Genomic DNA, 18,021 nt, shown 5'->3' on the forward strand with positions numbered 1-18,021 from the left:
CATCCTTAGCGCATCCTTAAGCCGGCGGGCACGCGGACGTGCCGCAGCAGGCCGTCGCGCGCGCGCCGCGCTGTCTCCTGATACGCCGCGATCGCGCGGGCGACCAGCGGCTTCGCCGGGCGCGCGGGCGCCACGATCTTCTGCCGGTCGTCGAGCTGCCATGCCTCGGGCCGTCGACCCGGGCTCAGGACGACGAGACGCTCCGGCGTCAGATAGCCCAGTTTCTGGTAGGTCGCGATGAAGGCGCGGCCCGCGTCCGGATACGCGCGCAGGACGCTGCGTCCCATGAAGTTCGACTGCTCGGGAAGATCGAGCAGGTCGAGCACGGTCGGAACGATGTCGATCTGGCTCGCCAGCCGCGTGTCGGTGTGTGGCGCCACGTGCGCGGGCGAGTAGATGATCGCCGGGATGTGGTAGTTCTCGGGCGGCAGGCTCGTGCGGCCCTTGCTCGACGCGCAGTGGTCGGCGACGAGCACGAACACCGTGTCCTTGAACCAGGGCTTTCCGCGCGCCGTTTCGATGAAACGGCCGAGCGCCCAGTCGGAGTACTTGACGGCACCCGCGCGCCCGCGCGGCAGATCGATGCGGCCCCCGGGGAAGGTGAAGGGCGTGTGGTTCGACGTCGTCATCAGGTGCATCAGGAAAGGCTTGCCGCGCGCGGCGTCGCGGTCCATCTGCTCGAGCGCGTAGTCGTACAGATACTCGTCCGCGAGGCCCCAGACGTTGCCGAAGCCGCGGTGTCGTGCTGGGAACTGGCTGCGGTCGATCGGCTGATAGTGGTTGGCGGAAAAGTACGCGTCCATATTGTCGAAGCGTGCGTAGCCGCCGTACATGAAGCGGCTGGCGTAGCCGTGGTCCGCGAGCACCGCGCCGAGGGTCTCGAGATCGCGGTTGTGCTCGCGCCAGATGATCGAATGCCCGGGCAGCGGCGGAATCGCGAGCGACAGCGCCTCGAGGCCGCGCACCGTACGGTTGCCGGTCGCGCGCAGATTGGCGAGAAAGAGGCCCTGCCCGGCCAGTCGGTCGAGATTTGGCGTGAGCTTCGCGGGGTTGCCGTCGTGCGCCATGAAACTCGACGACAGGCTTTCGAGCGTCACGATGACGACGTTCTTCGGCGGCGTCGTCGGCACAACGGGTGCCAGCGGAAGCGGCGGCGTCACCGCCGCCAGGCCTTGCGTCGGATAGAACTCGAAGTAGTCGATGGCGTTGTTGTGGAAGGCGTAGCCCAGGCTGTACAGGCCGTTCGTCGAGAGTTCCTTCTGGTATTCGTTGCGGCCGTGGCGCGCGTCGATCGACCACGCCGTCGACACGCCTGCGGCGACGAGCACGCTCGCGACCCAGACACCGATGCGCGCGCCGCGGCTCGCGCCCGGCCTGACCGCTGCGGCGAGACGGCGGCGACCGACCCAGGTCGCGAGCACCGACCCGACCGCGAGCATGCCCAGCAGCGTGCCGACCGGGAAGCTTTCGCGGATATTGCCGACGACTTCGCGCGTGTAGACGAGGTAGTCGACCGCGATGAAATTGAAGCGCACGCCGAATTCGTCCCAGAAGAGCCATTCCGCGATCGCGCCGAAGCCGAGCAGGAACAGCAGCGCGGCGGCGAAGACAAAGACGAGCCCGCGGCGCACGCGGCCGGCGCGCCGGCGGCTGCCGAGCGCGCTTTCGAGCAGCAGTACGCCCGGCAGCAGCATCGCGAGCGTGACCAGATCGAAGGCGAGACCGACCCCGAGCACGCCGGCGGCCGAGGAAGGGGTCAACTGGGCGGCATGCCAGGTCTGCGCCATCAGCACCCCGCGCAAGCCGGTGTGAAGGAGCAGAAACGCGGCGGCAAGCCACGCCGTCAGCGGGTAGAGCGCGGAAAACGCCTGCGGCAAACGGAGAAAGCGGTGAAAAACCGAACCCATGGGAGCCCCTTGAAGTGTGGGCGACAGCATCTCTCGCGCAACGTTAAGAAACGCTTAAGGATCGGACGTCAGGATGTGACGCGTTGCCCGGGCTGGAAAGTCCGCGTGCAGCGATTTTCAGACGACTCCTTCCCCGACGTGACGCAAAGATCCTTCCGTTCCCTGATGCTCTGGCTGTTCATCGCCCTGCAGGCGATCGCGCCCCTGATCCATGCGCACGCGGGCACGGTACGGCTCGATCACGCGGGCTTCATGCACCTCCATCAGGGCAGCGCGGGCGATCCTGCCGGGCACGCCGCTGCGAGCGACGCGCAGGGCGCCGAGTTCGCGGTCGCGGCGGGCGTTCGGCTGCGTCCCACGCTCGCAGCGGTGGATGTGGATGGACCGACGATGGCGGCGCCGACGCCGCCCCTCGTCCGCGACCGCTCCCAAGCTTCTAGCGGCCCGCGCGCGCCGCCCGCGCCACCCATCGCGCTGCCCGCGCATACGCGCCCGCTCGCGCTGGCGCCGCCTGCTCGCTGATCTCCCCGCGGCGCGCGTTGTGCGCGTCGGCTGCTGTTATTTCAACCCCTGGAGATCGAGCATGATTGCTGATTTTGTCCTCACCCGAGCGAGCGCCCTGCGCACTGGCCTGATCCTCGCGCTGGCCGGTCCGCTGACGGCCGTTGCGGCCGACGTGCTGGCGCTCACCCCGGCCCAGAAGAAGAACCTCGGCGTCGAGATTGCGCCGCTTTCCGCCGCCGCGGCGAGCCCCGCGCTCACGTATCCGGCGCGCGTCACCCTGCCCCCGGCCAGCCTGCGCGTCGTCGCGGCCGCGGGCGACGCGCTTGTGACGCGGCTGCACGTGCAGCCCGGCGATACGGTCCGCCGCGGCGCGCCGCTCGTCACGGTCGCGATGCCGGCGCTCGCCGAAGCGCAGAACCAGCTCACCCAGGCGCAGCTCAGGGCGCGGCTCGCCGCCGAAACCGAGGCGCGCGACCAGAAGCTCTTTGCCGAAGGCCTGATCGCCGAATCGCGGCTGCGCGCAACGCAGTCGGCGGCGGCGTCGGCGCGTGCCGATCTCGCCGCGGCGCGCGCCGCCCGCGCGCTGCTCGGCGCGGGCAACGCGGCCGGCAGCGCGCTTACGCTCGTGGCGCCGATCGCCGGGGTCATCACCGAGAGTGCCGCCGAGCCCGGGCAGCGCGTCGACGCCGGAACGGTCTTGTTCAAGGTCGCCGACCTGTCGAAGCTCGCGCTCGAGATTCCCTTGAGCACGACGCAGTCGCGCCAGGTCGCGGCCGGGCAGCGCGTAAGCGTCGTCGACAGTGCGGCGACGGGTCGCATCACGGCGCTGTTGCCGCAACTCACGGCGGCGCAAAGCGTGGTCGCACGGGCGAGCCTCGCTGACCCGCAGAACCTGCTGCGTCCGGGCCAGTCGGTGCAGGTCGCGATCGCCGGGACGCACGCGGCCGAGAGCCTGACCGTGCCGGCGGGTGCGCTCGTGTGGAAGGGCGAAGCGTCCTACGTCTTCGTCGACACCGCGAAAGGCCTCGTTCCGACGGCCGTGCGCGTGCTGCGCCGCAACGCGACCGCCGCCGAAGTGAGCGGTCTCGCGCCCGGGAGCCGCGTCGCCGTGCGCGGCGTGGCGGCGCTCAAGGCGCAGTGGGCGGGGGAATAGGCGATGCTCGATACCTTGACCGAGTTCGCGCTCGCGCGCCGCTGGCTCATCCTCGTTCTCGCGCTCGCGCTGGCGGGCTTCGGCGTGCGGGCGTTCCAGCAGCTTCCGATCGACGCCTTTCCCGACGTGTCGACGACGCAGGTCAAACTGATTCTCAAGGCGCCGGGCATGACGCCGGAGGAAGTCGAAGCCCGCATCGCCCAGCCGGTCGAGACCGAGCTGCTCGGGATTCCGCACCAGACGGTGTTGCGCAGCCTGTCGAAGAATGCGCTCGTCGACATCACGGTCGATTTCGAGGAAGGCACCGACATCTATTGGGCGCGGCAGCAGGTCAGCGAACGCTTCGCCAACGCCAAGAGCGATCTGCCCGACAACGTCAGCGGCGGGCTCGCGCCGATCTCGACGCCGCTCTCCGAGCTTTTCATGTTCACGGTCGAGGGGCCGTTGTCGCTCGCCGAGAAGCGCACCCTGCTCGACTGGACGATTCGTCCGCAACTGCGCGCGCTGCCCGGCGTCGCCGACGTCAACGCGCTCGGCGGCCGCGTCGCGACCTTCGCGGTCAGCCCCGACCCGGTCGCGCTCGCCGCGCGCGGCGTGACGCTCGGCGAGTTGCGCGCAGCGCTCGAGGCCAATACCCGCAAGGCCGGCGCGGGCCGCGTCAACGAGGGCGAGGAGACCTGGGTCGTGCGCGTCGACGCCGGCGTCGCGTCGCTCGACAGCCTGCGCCGCATCGGCGTCAAGGCGGTCGGTCCGACGGTCGTCACCGTCGGCGACGTCGCCAGCGTGGAAATGGGCGAGTTGACGCGCTATGGCGCCGTCACGCAGAACGGGCGGGGCGAGGCCGTCGAAGGTCTCGTGATCGGCCTCAAAGGCGTCAACGCCGGGCTGCTGATCGAGAACGTCAAGGCCAGGCTCGCCGAGATCGAAGCGACGCTGCCGAAAGGCGTGAGCCTCTCGCCGTTCTACGACCGCGCGCAGCTCGTCGACCGCGCGGTCGGCACGGTCAGCACGGCGCTGCTCGAAGCCGCGGTGCTCGTCGTCGTCCTGCTGCTGCTGTTTCTCGGCAACCTCAGGGCCGCGGTCGTGGTCGCGCTGATCCTCCCGCTGTCGGTGCTCGCGACGTTCGTGCTGATGCGCCAGTTCGGGCTTTCGGCCAACCTGATGAGCCTCGGCGGACTCGCGATCGCGATCGGCCTTCTGGTCGACGCCGCCGTCGTCGTCGTCGAGAACGTCGTCGCGCATCTCGCGCACGACGCGGAGACCACGGGCGGGACGCGGCAGCAGCGGGTGCTCTGGGCGGTGCAGGAAGTCTCGGTGCCGGTCGCCTCCGGCATCGCGATCATCGCGATCGTCTTCCTGCCGCTGCTGACGCTCGAAGGACTCGAGGGCAAGCTCTTCGCGCCGGTCGCGCTGACGATCGTGTTCGCGCTGGCCGCGTCGCTGCTGCTCGCGCTGACCGCGATCCCGGTGCTCGCCTCGGTGCTGCTGAAGCGCGCGGCGCATGAGGATCCCTGGCTCCTGCGACGCGCGCGCGCGCTCTACGAGCCGCTGCTCGACCGTTCGCTGGCACGGCCGAAACGCGTCTACGCGGCCGCAGCGCTACTGATGGTCGCGGCTGTCGCCGTCTACCCGACGATCGGCAAGACCTTCATGCCGGTCATGGATGAAGGCGACATCCTCGTGCAGCTCGAGAAGCTGCCGTCGATCAGCCTCGAGGCCGCGGTCGCGCAGGACCTGCGCGTGCAGCAGGCCCTGCTCAAGAACGTGCCCGAGATCCGCCGCATCGTCGCGCGCGCCGGCGCCGATGAGCTCGGCCTCGACCCGATGAGCCTCAACGACACCGATTCCTTCCTCGTACTGAAGCCGGTGAGCGAATGGCGCAAGCGTGACAAGGCTTGGCTCACCGACGAAATCCGCAAGGTCGTCGACGGCTTTCCCGGCATTGCCTACAACTTCACCCAGCCGATCGACATGCGCGTATCCGAGATGCTCACGGGATCGCGCGGCGACGTCGCGATCAAGATCTTCGGCCCCGACCTCGCGACGCTCAACCGGCTCGCCGCGCAGATCTTCCAGGTGGTCGAGAAGGTTCCGGGCGCGTCCGATGTCTACACGCCGCAGAACGCGGGCGTCCAGTATCTGCAGGCCGAGATCGATCGCGACGCCGCGGCGCGCTTCGGCCTTTCCGCGGACGAGGTCGGTCTGCTGCTGCGCACCCAGCTCGAAGGCGAGGTGATCGGCACGATCCAGCAGCAGGGACGGCGTGTTCCGCTGCAGCTGCGTGGGCCACAGGCCCTGCGCGAGTCGCCCGACGCGCTGCAGGCGATCCGCTTGACGCTTGCGGACGGCCGCGAGATCAGTCTCGACCAGGTCGTGCGGCTCAAGCGCACGACCGGGCCGGTCGCGGTGAAGCGCGAGAACGCGGCGCGTTTCACGGTCGTGCAGAGCAACGTCGCCGGCCGCGACCTCGTGAGCTTCGTCGGCGACGCGCAGCGGGCCGTCGCGCGCGAGGTCAAGCTCCCGCCGGGCTACCACCTCGCCTGGGGCGGCCAGTTCGAAAACCAGCAGCGTGCGGCCGAGCGCCTGATGATCGTCGTGCCGGTGGCGCTGCTGCTGATCGGATTTCTGCTCTATGTCACCTTCGGCAATGCCGCGCAGGCGCTGCTCGTGATGATGAACGTGCCGCTTGCGCTGATCGGTGGGATCTTCGCGCTCGCGGCCTCGGGCGAGTATCTGTCCGTGCCGGCGTCGGTCGGGTTCATCGCGCTGCTCGGCATCGCGGTGCTCAACGGTGTCGTGCTGGTCAGCCATTTCAACCAGTTGCGCGCGCAGGGAATCAAGGGCGACGCCGTCGTGCGCGAGGGTGCGCTGCGCCGCCTGCGCCCGGTGCTGATGACGGCGAGCATCGCGGCCTTCGGCCTGGTGCCGCTGCTGTTCGCGACCGGCCCGGGTTCCGAGATCCAGCGGCCGCTCGCCATCGTCGTCATCGGCGGTTTGGTCAGCGCGACCCTGCTTACACTCGTGATGCTCCCATTGCTGTATCGCCAATTCATTCTCAAAGGAGCGCGCGCATGAACGTAATGAAACGCCTCGCCCTGGCGATGACGCTGGTTTGTTCGCTACCCGCGTCGGCCGCTTACCTGCCCGATCCCGAGGCCGCACACACCGCGCTGTTGGCGTCGCCTGGCGTCGCGCAGGCGCGCGGGGACTTTTCCGCGCAGCGTCTGCGCAGCGAGGGTCTCAGGCGCGGCCATGAAGAATGGACCGTCGGTTCCGACATGGCGCAGCGCCGGATCCAGGCGACGCCGCGCGACAGCATGACCGAGTGGGGCTTGGCCGTGTCGCGTCCGCTGCGCCTGCCGGCGCGGGCGGCGGCCGACCGTGCGCTCGCCGGAGCGCTGACCGCGCATGCCGAGGCGAGCCTCGGCGAGGCCTTGCACGAAAGCGCGCGGCGTCTGCTGGCGCTATGGTTCGACTGGCTCGACGCGCTGGGCGCGGCGGAGCTTCTGCGTGGGCAGGTCGAGTTGGCGACGCAACAGCTCGCCAGCGTCGATGCGCGCATCAAGCTCGGCGAAGCCGCGCGCGCCGAACGCGTCAACGCCGAAGCCGCGCTCGCGCAGGTCCGCCTGCAGGCGCAGCAGGCGACGCTCGCGCTGCAGCAGGCGCGCGCCCGCCTGGGCGCGGAGTTTCCGGCGCTGCCGCTCGAGGCGGACGCCGCCCTGCCCGAGCCCGTGCCGCCCCCAGGTAGCGCCGAGGCTTATGTCGAAAGCGTGCTCGCGCACAGCCACGAACTGGCGCGTGCGCGTCGCGAGGCCGGGGCGCTCGATGCGGAGGCGCGGCGCTTCGCGAGCCGGCGCGTCGTCGATCCGAGCCTGGGTGTGTTCTACCGAAACGAACTCGGCGGCGCCGAACGCGTCATGGGCCTCAGCGTCGGCCTGACGCTGCCGGGTTCGGCGCGCCGTTTCGAGCAACAGGCCGCCGAGCAACTCGCCCTGACCGCGCGCGATGCCGCGGCGCTGCTCGAGCAGCGTCTGCGTCAGGAAGCGCGCGCCGATTTCGACGCCGCGACGGCGAAAGCCGCGAGCTGGACGCAGGCCGATTGCGCCGCGCACGCGCTCGAGGAGGCCGCGCGCCTCGCGGCGCGGGCCTACGGTCTCGGCGAGGGCAGTCTGGATCAGGTGCTGCTGACGCGACGCCTCGCGCTGGCGGGGCGGCTAGAGGCCCAGCAGGCGCGGGTCGCGGGGCTTGCGGCCGACGCGCGCCTCAAGCTCGATGCGCACCGACTGTGGCCGCTCGACGTCGAAGGGGCCGACGCCGCTCACGCCCACCCCTAGTCCGTGCGCTGGCGTCGATCCGGGAAAACGGCCCCCGGAAACGGCAGGCGCCGCTCGAGGGGGCGGCGGCGCGGACGGCGCCACGCGCTTATTGAAGCGCCTGCTGTTCCGCAGTGGCAGGCGCCGGCGCTGCGGACGCGTCCTGGCTCATGCGTCGGGCCTCGTCCTGCATCGCGGCGATCTGCTCGGGCTTGAGCTGCCACACCAGGCTGTCGCGGGCTTTCGCGGCGGCCTCCATGCCCTGCGCGGCGGCGAGGTTGAACCAGAGATAGGCGCGCGCCTTGTCGATCGCGGTGCCAGTGCCGTAGCGATAGAGTTCGCCCAGGCTGTATTGCGCCTTCGCGTAACCGTGCTGCGCGGGTTTTTCGATCCAGCTGAACGCAGCTTTGTAGTCCTGAACGACGCCGCGGCCTTCGAGCAAGGCGCGCCCGTATCGGTACTGCGCTTCGGGGAGGCCTTGTTTGGCCGCGAGCGCAAACCAGCGCGCCGCTTCCTTGTCATTCTGGATCACGCCGTCGCCGTCGGCGTAGCGCAGGGCGAGCTGCAACTGCGCCTCGGCGTCGCCCTGCTCGGCGCGCGTGTGCGGCAATACGGTCGCGGCATCCTGGGCGGGCGCTGCCGTTCGTTGTTCACGCGCGAGCCAGGCCGTGACTCCGACGAGCGCGCCGACGAGCACGAGCAGCAACAGCGGTTTGAGCGGGCTGAATGCCCAGAAGCGGTGCCGGCAGTCGCGGCAGCGCAATGGCGTGTCGAGCAGCAGGTGCCGCACGCCGTCATGGGCGTGGAGCGAACCGCGGCGGATTTTCTTGCTCCCGCACAGCGGACAGGCGGCAGCCATCGTCTCAGTGCGTGCGGCTGCAGCCGGCGCGGGCGCGCCGGTTCAGGAAAGAGGCGGCGGCCGCGCTCACGGTCGGATCGAGTTTCACGGCCGCCGGTTTTGCCGCCTTAAAGCTTGCCGCCCGCTTCGGTGACGAGGTAGGCCACCGCATTGGCGAGATCGCCTTCCGACAGCGAAGCGTTGCCGCCCTTCGCCGGCATGCCGCGGATGCCGTTGAGCGCGTGGCTGTAGAGGGTGTCGAAGCCCTGGTCGAGGCGCGTGCCCCACGCGGCCTTGTCGCCGAGCTTCGGTGCGCCGGCGACGCCGGTGCCGTGGCAGGCGACGCAGTTGGCGTCGTACACGGCCTTGCCTTTCGCCGGGTCGGGCTTGGCCGCGCTCGCCGCCGCGGCAGCAGGCGCGCCGGCCGGTGCTGCCTCGGGCGCCTTGAAATCGGCGCCGGCGGAGTTGCCGAGATAGGCGACCGCGCGCGCGACTTCGACGTCGGAGAGGTCGGCCGCGCCGCCGCGCGGCGGCATCGCGCGGATGCCTTCGATCGCGTGCTTGACCAGCGTGTCGTAGCCTTGCGCGAGCCGTGCCGTCCAGTCGCCCTTGGCCTCGAACTTCGGCGCGCCGAGGGCGCCGCTGCCGTGGCACGCGGCGCACACCGCTTCATAGACTTCCTGGCCCGACTTTTCGACCTTGGGCGCGTTGGCGTCGGCTGCCGCGAGCTGCGAGACCGGAGCGATCCGTGCGAGCGTCGCTTTTTGCGCGGCTTCGCTGGTCGTGTCGGGCTTGTGGTCTTTCTGGATGCCGAGCACCAACTGAACGATCAGGACGATCGCCAGCAAGGGGGCGAGCAGTCCGGCCAAAATGGCGATGAGGATTTCCTGCGGAGTGGCTTGAGTCATCTTGGCGTGCGTGTCGGCCATGAAAGTTCCTTGGTGGCGGTTGGCTGCAAAAGCCGCGATTATAAGGAAACCCACCCTGACAGCAAAGCGCGGAAGGCCTTCGCCGATAGACGCAGCGCGGCAAACCCGCTATGCTTGCGGCCTCCTAGCGCCCGTAGCTCAGCTGGATAGAGTACTGCCCTCCGAAGGCAGGGGTCGTGCGTTCGAATCGCGCCGGGCGCGCCAGTTTCCGATCACAAACGGCTTCGGTCCCTTGTTCCGCCAGGGTTTTATCTCTGTGCCGCCGGTTTACACTTGGACCAAGTTCATTTTGAGTCGCTTCGATCATGGCCATTCCCACCCCCACCGACATCCAGTTGCACCAGACGTCGCGCAAGCTTGAAATCGCGTTTTCGGACGGCGCCCGCTTCGAGCTGCCCTACGAATTCCTGCGCGTCTACTCGCCGTCGGCCGAGGTGCGCGGCCACGGCCCGGGGCAGGAAGTCCTGCAGGTCGGCAAGCGCGACGTGCTGATCAACGCCGCCGAACCGGTCGGGCTGTACGGGATCAACTTCTTCTTCTCGGACGGCCACGACACCGGAATCTATTCCTGGGAATATCTCCACGACCTCGGCGTCAATCAGGCGGCCTTGTGGGACGAATACCTCAAGCGCATGGACGCCGCCGGGGCGTCGCGCGACCCCGGCATCGCCCAGATGTTCGAGCACCGGCCCAAGACCAAGTAAGCGTGGAATGAGGCTGTTGCCGCTCGACATCGACGCGCCCCGAGGGGCGCGTTTTGCTTGGGCGCGCCGGGGTGTGGCGCGGACGTGAGCGGCGCGACAGCTTTCGCCGGCGCAATAGCCGAGGCGATCGCCGCGGCGACCGGCGCGCCGTTCCCGGCGAGTGCGCTCGAACCCGTCGCCGGAGGCGACACGAGCCAGGCTTTCCGGGTCGGCGACGGCGAGCGGCGTTTCTTCGTCAAGACCTGCAGCCGTGAGCGCGCGGCGATGTTCGACGCCGAGGTCGGCGCGCTGGACGCGCTGGCCGGCGTCGACGCGGTGCGCGTGCCGCGGCCGGTCTGCACGGGCGTCGCGTCCGACCGGGCTTATCTCGTCCTCGACTACCTCGACCTTCGCGCGCGCGGCGACGCCGCGCTGCTCGGAACGCAACTCGCGCGTCTGCATCGCGCCCCGCAGCATCAGTTCGGCTGGAGCCGCGACAACTGGATCGGCAGCACGTCGCAGCCGAACGGCTGGGCGCGCGACTGGATTGCATTCTGGCGCGAGCGGCGCCTCGGCTTCCAGTTCGAACGCGCGGCGCAGAGCGGCTACGGCGGCGCGCTGCAACGGGAGGGCGGCGCGCTCCTGGACCGGCTCGACGCCTTGTTCGACGGCTACGTTCCGCTGCCCTCGCTGCTGCACGGCGACCTTTGGGGCGGCAACCACGGCTATATCGCCGACGGCTCGCCGGTCGTGTTCGACCCGGCGAGCTACGTCGGCGATCGGGAATGCGACCTCGCGATGAGCGAACTGTTCGGCGGCTTCGCGCCAGCGTTTTATGCGGCCTACGAGGAGGCGTGGCCGCTTGATCCGGGCTACGCGGTGCGCAAGACGCTCTACAACCTCTACCACGTGCTCAACCACGCCAACATGTTCGGCGGCGGTTACGTCGCCCAGGCGCAGCGCATGACCGCGCAGCTGCTGGCGGAAGTGCGATGAGCGCGATGCTGCGGCGCGCGCTCGCATCTTGTCTCGTCTTTATCCTCGCGGCGTGTTCCGCGCTCGCGCCGAAGCCTTTGCCGCCCGAGGTGAGCGTGGCGGCGGTCGAGGTCAGAAGCGTCGGGGTGTTCGAACAGCGGTTCGAGATCCTGCTGCGCGTCACGAACCCGAATGCGTTCGCGCTCACGATCGAGGCGCTCGAGTTCGACCTCGAGGTCAACGGGCAGCCGTTCGCACGCGGCCTGTCGCCGCTTCCGACGCCGCTCGGTGCCACAGCGGAAACGGAGGTCGTGATCGAGGCGGTTACGCGCTCGGACGATCTGATCCGCCAGCTCGGCACGCTGGCGCGCGGACAGCTGAAACAGGGCGTGCCGTATCGTCTGCGCGGGCGGGTGAAGACCGACAAGTCGCCGCGCTGGCTACCGTTCGAGCACGCCGGCGTCTACGGTGCTCCGCGCCCGCCGGACGGCACGATCTGAAGGTTCAGGCCGCGAGTGCACGCAGCGTGGGGACCGCGAGGCCGAACGCGTCGGCGTGCGCCAGCGCGCGCTCGAGGCGGGCCGGCGCCGAGCGGCCGGCGCAGGCATGCGTGGGGTCGGCGTCGAAGGCTTCGAGCATGCCGGCAATGAGCGCGTCGCGATCGTGTTTCACCCCCATCAGTGCGTCCTGGATGTCGATGACTTCGTTCGCGACCTGCCGTGCGAAGGCCTCGTGCTGCGACCACAGTTCGGACACGGTACCGCCGGTTTTCAGGCCGGCGATATTGGTCGTCAGGATGTAGACGTTCTTGCGCACGAGTTCGAAGCGCAACGCGTCGCTTGCCGGAATTTCGCGACAAGGCAGGTCGATCGACGTCAGCGCGCGGCACAGCAGGCCGGTGCCGGGCCCGGCGACGGGCGAGGCGATCAGCGGCTTGGCGTCGATCCCCTTCTTCTTCTCGAACCACACCGAGATCACGGTCGGCGCGGTGTAGCGATACTGTTCCCAATCGCGCGGCAGCAGCTCGTTCTGGATCAGCGCGATGCGTTCCCGCCAGGCACCCGGGATCGCCGCGAGTACGGGGTGGAGGTCGTTCTCGGCCACCGCGATCAGGACCAGCAGAGGATCGGGGTGCGCGTGCGCGACAGTAAACATGTCCTCGTTGCGGGTGACCGGAACGACGATGTGGCCGCTGCGCAGGAAGCCTCCGGCGAACACGCGCCCGAGTTGGCCAAGACCGATGACGACGACTTCACTCGTGCTGATGACTCCAGGTCAAAACGGCAACGAATCGGTGCGCCCGCTTGGTCTCGCGCGGGTACGAGGACTTATTCCAGACCCTTCGAATGCAGGTACTCATCGTAGTTGCCCATGTAGAACTCGACGCCTTGCGGCGTGATCTCGAGGATGCGCGTGGCGAGGCTCGAGACGAACTGGCGGTCGTGCGAAACGAAGATCAGCGTGCCCTTGAAGAGTTCGAGCGCGAGGTTCAGCGACTCGATCGACTCCATGTCCATGTGGTTGGTCGGCTCGTCCATCACGAGCACGTTGTGGCGCCCGAGCATCAGCTTGCCGTAGAGCATGCGGCCCTTCTCGCCGCCCGAGAGCACGCGCACCGACTTCTTGACGTCGTCACCCGAGAACAGCAGGCGGCCGAGGATGCCGCGGAGCACCTGCTCGTCGTCGCCCGCTTGCGTCCACTGGTGCATCCAGTCGGTGAGGTTGAGGTCCATGTCGAAATCGGCGACGTGGTCCTGCGAGAAGTAGCCGACGTTGGCGTTTTCGCTCCAGCGGATCTCGCCGTAGGCGGGCGTGAGTTCGCCCATCAGGAGCTTCATGAGCGTCGACTTGCCGACGCCGTTGCCGCCGATGACGGCGAGCTTCTCGCCGGCTTCGAGCGAGAAGCCGAGATTCGTGAACAGGGGCTCGGCGTCATAGCCGAATTTCAGATTTTCGACCTCGAGCGCGCGACGGTGCAGCGCCTTCTCCGGCTCGAAGCGGATGTAGGGGTTCTGGCGCGAACTCGGCTTGAAGTCCTCGATCTTGATCTTGTCGATCATCTTCATGCGGCTCGTCGCCTGGCGCGCCTTCGACTTGTTGGCCGAGAAGCGGCGCACGAATTCCTGCAGTTCGGCGACCTTGTCCTTCGCGCGCGCGTTGGCCGCGGCTTGGCGCGCCTTGGCCTCGGAGGACGCGAGCATGTAGTCGTCGTAGTTGCCCGGCCACACCTTGATCGTGCCGTAGTCGAGGTCGGCCATGTGGGTGCAGACCTGGTTCAGGAAATGGCGGTCGTGCGAGATCACGACGATCGTCGCGTTGCTCTCGTTCAGCACCTGCTCAAGCCAGCGGATCGTGTTGATGTCGAGGTTGTTGGTCGGTTCGTCGAGCAGCAGGATGTCGGGCTTGGAGAAGAGCGCCTGCGCCAGCAGCACGCGCAGCTTGAAGCCGGGCGCGATCTGGCTCATCGTGCCCTGGTGCTGTTCGGTCGGAATGCCGACGCCGAGCAGCAGCTCACCGGCCCGCGCTTCGGCGTCGTAGCCGCCGAGTTCGCCGAACTTGCCTTCAAGTTCGGCGGCGCGCAGATAGTCCTCTTCGCTCGCCTCGGGGTTCATGTAGATCGCGTCCTTCTCCTGCATCACGCGCCACATTTCGACGTGGCCCTGCATCACGACGTCGAGCACGCGCTGGTCCTCGTAGCCGAACTGGTCCTGGCGCAGCCAGGCCATGCGTTCGCCGGGGTCGAGCGACACATTGCCCGCGGTCGGCTCGAGCTCGCCGGCAAGGATTTTCATGAAGGTCGACTTGCCGCTGCCGTTCGCGCCGATCAGGCCGTAGCGGTTGCCGTCGCCGAACTTGACGTTGACGTTCTCGAACAGCGGTTTGGAAGCGAATTGAAGGGTGATGCTGGATGCGGTGAGCACGGCGGAATCCTGGGATGCAACGCGGGAAAGCCGCGAATTTTAACACCCGGGCGCGGCGTCCCGCGGGGCTGCGCCCGCTTTCGCGTCAGGCGCTGCAGGCCTCGGCGCGCAGCGCCGGGTGGGCGGCGACCGGACGGTCGAGGTAATAGCCCTGGACCAGGTCGACGCCGAACTGGCGTAGCAAGGCGAGCGTCGCGCCGTCCTCGACGTATTCGGCGACGACCGATTTGCCGAGTCCGAGCGCGACGCTGACCATCGCCTGCACGAACACCTGGTTGTCGGGGTCGTTGGGCAGGTCGCGGATGAAGATGCCGTCGATCTTGATCGTGTCGACGTCGAGATGCTTGAGGTAGGCGAACGAGGCGAAGCCGACGCCGAAATCGTCGAGGCAGACGCCGCATCCGAGCTGGCGCAGCGCTTCGATCATGCGCTGCGCGTCCTGCAGGTCAGCCACCGCCGCGGTCTCGGTGATCTCGAAGATCAGCCGGCTCGGATTGACTCCGGCCTCGCGCAGGCCGTTACCGATCGTCTGCGGCAGGCTCGGCTCGGACAGCGAGCGCCCCGACAGGTTGACCGCGATCGAGGGGATGCAGGGGTTGGCGGCGAGCAACTGGATCGTCTCGTGGACGACCCAGCGGTCGATGTCGAGGATGCGTCCGCTCTTTTCGGCGCGCTGGATGAAGTGCACCGGCATGATGAGCTGATCGGGGCGGTGCTCGTCGGTCATCCGCACAAGCGCTTCGAGATGCGAGAGCGCGCCGTCGTCCGCGCGGTAGACGCCCTGGAAATGGAGCTGGAAGAGTCCCTTGTCGAGCGCGTTGCTGATGCGTTCGCCCCACGACAGGCGGGTGCGCATTTCGCTGTCGGCGGCGCTGTCCGCACGGAAGACGCGCCAGGTGTTCTTGCCCGCGTCCTTGGCCTGGTACATGGCGATGTCGGCGCGGGCGACGAGGTCGTCGGCATCGACGGCGTGCGCGGGGTAGTACGCGATGCCCACGCTCGTGGTGACGCGCAGGCTCTGGCCCTCGAAGCGGAAGGGAATCTGCGCGATCGCGTGGACGACGCGGTCGGCCAGCGCTTCGGCTTCGTTGTCCTGCAGCGCCGGGAGCAGAATCGCGAACTCGTCGCCGCCGAGGCGCGCGAGCACTTCGTTACGCCGCACCAGCGCGCTGATCTCGCCGGCCACGCGGATCAGCAGCGCGTCGCCGGCACGATGGCCGTAGCTGTCGTTGATGGTCTTGAATTCGTCGAGGTCGAAGAACATGACCGCGCACTGCATCTTCTGGCGGTCGCTGTCGAGCATCGTGCGTGCGAGCTCCTGCTGGAAGCGATGGCGGTTGTAGAGGCCGGTCAGCGCGTCGCGCTCGGCCAGATACACCAGCCGCTCGGCGGTCTGGCGTTCGCGCGTGACGTCTTCGTAGATCCACAGGTGGCCGATGAAGCGGCCTTCGCGGTCGCGCACCGGGTAGTCGAGCTCGGTGATGACGCGGCCGTCGGTCATCTGGATCTCGTAGCTCTCAGACGATTCGTGCGTCTCGAGCACGGCGCGCAGGTGCCGCGAGAAGTGGTCGGGCTCGGCCAGCGTCGCCGCGGAGCGCGTGAGCACCTCGTGCACCGGCAGGCCGATCAGTTCGGCCGAATCGTCGATCATCCACATCCTGCCGAAGACCGGGTTGTGATAGATCACCCGCCCGTCCGGGGCGACGAACAGGATGCCGAGATTCATCGCCGAGAGCAGCGAGACGAGGCGCGCGCGCTCCTGCTCGGTTTCTTCGAGATACGTGCGTTGCAGGGTTTCGGCCGTCCGTAGTTCCTTGATCGCGAGCCGCAGATTCGCCTCGGTCGCCTTGAGGTCGTCGATGCTGTGAAGGCTCGCGCGTATGCCCTGATATACGCCGCTCGCGTCGTGGATCGGCTGCCAGTTCACAGCCACCCAGAAATGTCCGCCGTCCTTGCGACAGATCCGCATCGCGTAGCCCTGACCCGAGGTGCCGCGCAGCGCCAGGCGCAGCTGCACCTCGGCCGCGCCGCGGTCGTCGGGATGAATGATGTCGGCCGGAAAGCGCATCTGGTCGAGGCATTCGCCGACGCTGTAGCCGAGCATGCGCTCGACCGAGGGGTTGATCCACAACAGCTTGCCCTCGGGCGAGAGCCAAAATTCTACGTCGTGGGTGTAGTCGGCGATGGCATGGAAGCGCGCCTCGTTTTCGCGCGCGCGATCGATGTTGAAACGCACCGATTCGGCCATGCGGTTGAAGGTGCCTATCAGCTGCCCGATCTCGTCCTCCCCCTCGCCGGTCAGCTTGACGTCGAGGTCGCCCTGCGCCATGCGCCGGCTCGCCCGGGTGAGAACCTCGAAGCGGCGGATCACGCCGCCCGTCGACAGCGCGAGCAGCACGCCGGTGACGAGCAGGGCCGCGAGCGCGATCGAGAGGCTTTCGCGCACGTAGCGGGCGCGGGCCTCGGCGATGAACGCGCCCGACAGCACGAGTGCGACCTCGCCGTAGTGCTGGCCGGCGAACGTGACCGGCTGCATCACCCGGAAATCGTCGCGGGTGCCCTCGGTCCCGCTCTGATGCACGAGGCGCTCGCTGCTGTCGCGCACGGCGACCATCTTGAGGCCGCCGTCGCGCTGCAGCGCGTCGACGATTTCGCCGACGCTCGCGTCGTCACGCTGCGCGAGCGGCGCCAGCAGCGCGCCGGCGAGCGTCTGTCCGGTCTCGCGGACGTGGCGCTCCGCCTGCTGCTGCAGCTCGTCGCGGGTGTGTTGGACGCCGTTGGCGATCAGCAAGGCCAGCATCACCGCCTCGACGGCGAGCGCGGCGAGCGTCAGTTTGTAACGCAGCGAAAGTCGTCCGAACCAGGCTTTCATCGCCGCGCCCGCAACAACTCTCGCGCTTCCAGCGCATAAGGCTGCAGCGCCGGCAGTTCACTGCCGTCGGCGGCAATGAAACTGCCGTAGCCGCCCTGCTGCAGGAAGCGTGTGCCTTCCGCGGTCCCGGCGAAGGCGAGAATGCCGCGGCGGACCGCCTCCGCGTCGCGCGCAGGCAGGCGCGGATGGGTCAGGTACATCAGGCTCGACAAGGGCCCGGTTTCGGCGAGGATGCGCAAGCGTGCGCGGACCTCGGAGGGCAGCAGCAGATAGGGGTGCAGGCCGAGCATCGCGGCGTCGGCACGCCCGTTGAGCACCTGCATGACGGCGTTGTAGTGGGTGCCGGCGTCACGGGTCTGATAGTCGATCTGGCGCTCGATGCCGCGCGCGGCGAGTTCGGCCTCGGCTGCCAATACGGTCACCGCGATCGCGTCGGCAGTCGCGATCGTGCGGCCGCGCATCTCCTCGGGTCGGCGATACGCCGAAGCGCGGGCCACGACGAGGAGGCCGCGCGTCGGCTCGGCATACTTCACGAGCGGCGCATAGCCGGCGTCCTGGCGGGCGAGCCAGGCCAGATGCGGGGCCGTCAGCACGATGTCGTATTCGCCGCGAGCGGTCCGCTCGACGAAGGTCTCGAAGTCGCGGGCGCTGTAGATTGCGACCGGTCGGCCGAGTTGCTTTTCCATGCTTTTGGCGAGCGGCAGGTAGGCGGTCACCGTCTGGCGCGCGGTCAGCTTGGGAAAGACACCGAAGATGAGCGGTTTCTCGGCCGCGCGGACGGCCGCCGGGCCGGCGAGCATCAGCCCGAACAGCAGCGCCAGCACGCCCGCGAAGAAGTACGCCATCCGGGGCGCGGCGCGCGACGTGGCAGCGCAGCCAACGCGACCGGCAGGCAGGGCGGGGCGGTCTCGGTGCCGTCGGTAGAG

14 protein-coding genes and 1 tRNA gene are annotated in these 18,021 nt (G+C 68.7%); 8 read left to right on the forward strand and 7 right to left on the reverse strand.

Annotated elements, in window-relative coordinates; translation table 11 throughout:
• Positions 1-5: 5 nt before the first annotated feature.
• Positions 6-1,907, reverse strand: a complete 1,902-nt coding sequence (locus tag TBD_RS00705) for an LTA synthase family protein (RefSeq protein WP_011310653.1) — start codon at positions 1,905-1,907, stop codon at positions 6-8.
• Between the two features lie 105 nt (positions 1,908-2,012).
• On the opposite strand from TBD_RS00705, the gene TBD_RS00710 reads away from it, so the two are divergent.
• From TBD_RS00710 to TBD_RS00725, 4 genes are all read left to right on the forward strand, one after another.
• Positions 2,013-2,429 carry a hypothetical protein gene (locus tag TBD_RS00710; RefSeq protein ID WP_148202986.1) on the forward strand — a complete coding sequence of 139 codons (417 nt, stop codon included), beginning with the start codon at positions 2,013-2,015 and terminating at the stop codon, positions 2,427-2,429.
• Between the two features lie 61 nt (positions 2,430-2,490).
• Positions 2,491-3,564 (forward strand): efflux RND transporter periplasmic adaptor subunit, encoded by a 1,074-nt coding sequence (locus TBD_RS00715; protein ID WP_011310655.1) that lies wholly within the window; start codon positions 2,491-2,493, stop codon positions 3,562-3,564.
• Positions 3,565-3,567: 3 nt separating this feature from the next.
• Entirely contained in the window at positions 3,568-6,639 is a 3,072-nt protein-coding gene (locus tag TBD_RS00720; RefSeq protein WP_011310656.1) for an efflux RND transporter permease subunit, read from the forward strand.
• Positions 6,636-7,898: a TolC family protein gene (locus TBD_RS00725; RefSeq protein ID WP_011310657.1), complete on the forward strand. Its 1,263-nt coding sequence runs from the start codon at positions 6,636-6,638 to the stop codon at positions 7,896-7,898. Before TBD_RS00720 ends, TBD_RS00725 begins: the two co-directional genes overlap by 4 nt.
• A gap of 88 nt (positions 7,899-7,986) precedes the next feature.
• On the opposite strand, the gene TBD_RS00730 is transcribed toward TBD_RS00725, so the two are convergent.
• Positions 7,987-8,736, reverse strand: a complete 750-nt coding sequence (locus TBD_RS00730; RefSeq protein ID WP_011310658.1) for a tetratricopeptide repeat protein — start codon at positions 8,734-8,736, stop codon at positions 7,987-7,989.
• A gap of 107 nt (positions 8,737-8,843) precedes the next feature.
• Positions 8,844-9,644: a c-type cytochrome gene (locus TBD_RS00735; RefSeq protein WP_011310659.1), complete on the reverse strand. Its 801-nt coding sequence runs from the start codon at positions 9,642-9,644 to the stop codon at positions 8,844-8,846.
• 127 nt (positions 9,645-9,771) lie between these two features.
• On the opposite strand from TBD_RS00735, the gene TBD_RS00740 reads away from it, so the two are divergent.
• From TBD_RS00740 to TBD_RS00755, 4 genes are all read left to right on the forward strand, one after another.
• Positions 9,772-9,848: transfer RNA gene (locus tag TBD_RS00740), tRNA-Arg, on the forward strand.
• A gap of 101 nt (positions 9,849-9,949) precedes the next feature.
• Positions 9,950-10,348 carry a gamma-butyrobetaine hydroxylase-like domain-containing protein gene (locus TBD_RS00745; protein ID WP_011310660.1) on the forward strand — a complete coding sequence of 133 codons (399 nt, stop codon included), beginning with the start codon at positions 9,950-9,952 and terminating at the stop codon, positions 10,346-10,348.
• A gap of 84 nt (positions 10,349-10,432) precedes the next feature.
• On the forward strand, positions 10,433-11,323 hold the full coding sequence (locus TBD_RS00750; protein ID WP_011310661.1) for a fructosamine kinase family protein: 891 nt from the start codon (positions 10,433-10,435) through the stop codon (positions 11,321-11,323).
• On the forward strand, positions 11,320-11,802 hold the full coding sequence (locus TBD_RS00755) for an LEA type 2 family protein (protein WP_011310662.1): 483 nt from the start codon (positions 11,320-11,322) through the stop codon (positions 11,800-11,802). Before TBD_RS00750 ends, TBD_RS00755 begins: the two co-directional genes overlap by 4 nt.
• Before the next feature lie 4 nt (positions 11,803-11,806).
• Here TBD_RS00755 and TBD_RS00760 read toward each other — a convergent pair whose 3' ends face one another.
• The 4 genes from TBD_RS00760 to TBD_RS00775 all read right to left on the reverse strand — a co-directional run bounded on the left by TBD_RS00760 (position 11,807) and on the right by TBD_RS00775 (position 17,940).
• On the reverse strand, positions 11,807-12,520 hold the full coding sequence (locus TBD_RS00760; protein WP_011310663.1) for a hypothetical protein: 714 nt from the start codon (positions 12,518-12,520) through the stop codon (positions 11,807-11,809).
• Between the two features lie 110 nt (positions 12,521-12,630).
• Entirely contained in the window at positions 12,631-14,223 is a 1,593-nt protein-coding gene (locus TBD_RS00765) for an ABC-F family ATPase (protein ID WP_011310664.1), read from the reverse strand.
• Positions 14,224-14,308: 85 nt separating this feature from the next.
• Positions 14,309-17,095, reverse strand: a complete 2,787-nt coding sequence (locus TBD_RS00770; RefSeq protein WP_011310665.1) for an EAL domain-containing protein — start codon at positions 17,093-17,095, stop codon at positions 14,309-14,311.
• Positions 17,092-17,940, reverse strand: a complete 849-nt coding sequence (locus TBD_RS00775) for a phosphate/phosphite/phosphonate ABC transporter substrate-binding protein (protein WP_011310666.1) — start codon at positions 17,938-17,940, stop codon at positions 17,092-17,094. Before TBD_RS00775 ends, TBD_RS00770 begins: the two co-directional genes overlap by 4 nt.
• Positions 17,941-18,021: the final 81 nt, after the last annotated feature.

The organism is Thiobacillus denitrificans ATCC 25259 (assembly GCF_000012745.1).
In the GTDB taxonomy this organism is placed as follows: Bacteria; Pseudomonadota; Gammaproteobacteria; order Burkholderiales; family Thiobacillaceae; genus Thiobacillus; species Thiobacillus denitrificans_B.

Coding starts and splice junctions, on each gene's coding strand:
- TBD_RS00735 (WP_011310659.1), bottom strand. CDS start 9,644: ATGGCCGACACGCACGCCAAGATGACTCAAGCCACTCCGCAGGAAATC.
- TBD_RS00745 (WP_011310660.1), top strand. CDS start 9,950: ATGGCCATTCCCACCCCCACCGACATCCAGTTGCACCAGACGTCGCGC.
- TBD_RS00705 (WP_011310653.1), bottom strand. CDS start 1,907: ATGGGTTCGGTTTTTCACCGCTTTCTCCGTTTGCCGCAGGCGTTTTCC.
- TBD_RS00775 (WP_011310666.1), bottom strand. CDS start 17,940: ATGGCGTACTTCTTCGCGGGCGTGCTGGCGCTGCTGTTCGGGCTGATG.
- TBD_RS00755 (WP_011310662.1), top strand. CDS start 11,320: ATGAGCGCGATGCTGCGGCGCGCGCTCGCATCTTGTCTCGTCTTTATC.
- TBD_RS00730 (WP_011310658.1), bottom strand. CDS start 8,736: ATGGCTGCCGCCTGTCCGCTGTGCGGGAGCAAGAAAATCCGCCGCGGT.
- TBD_RS00725 (WP_011310657.1), top strand. CDS start 6,636: ATGAACGTAATGAAACGCCTCGCCCTGGCGATGACGCTGGTTTGTTCG.
- TBD_RS00770 (WP_011310665.1), bottom strand. CDS start 17,095: ATGAAAGCCTGGTTCGGACGACTTTCGCTGCGTTACAAACTGACGCTC.
- TBD_RS00715 (WP_011310655.1), top strand. CDS start 2,491: ATGATTGCTGATTTTGTCCTCACCCGAGCGAGCGCCCTGCGCACTGGC.
- TBD_RS00720 (WP_011310656.1), top strand. CDS start 3,568: ATGCTCGATACCTTGACCGAGTTCGCGCTCGCGCGCCGCTGGCTCATC.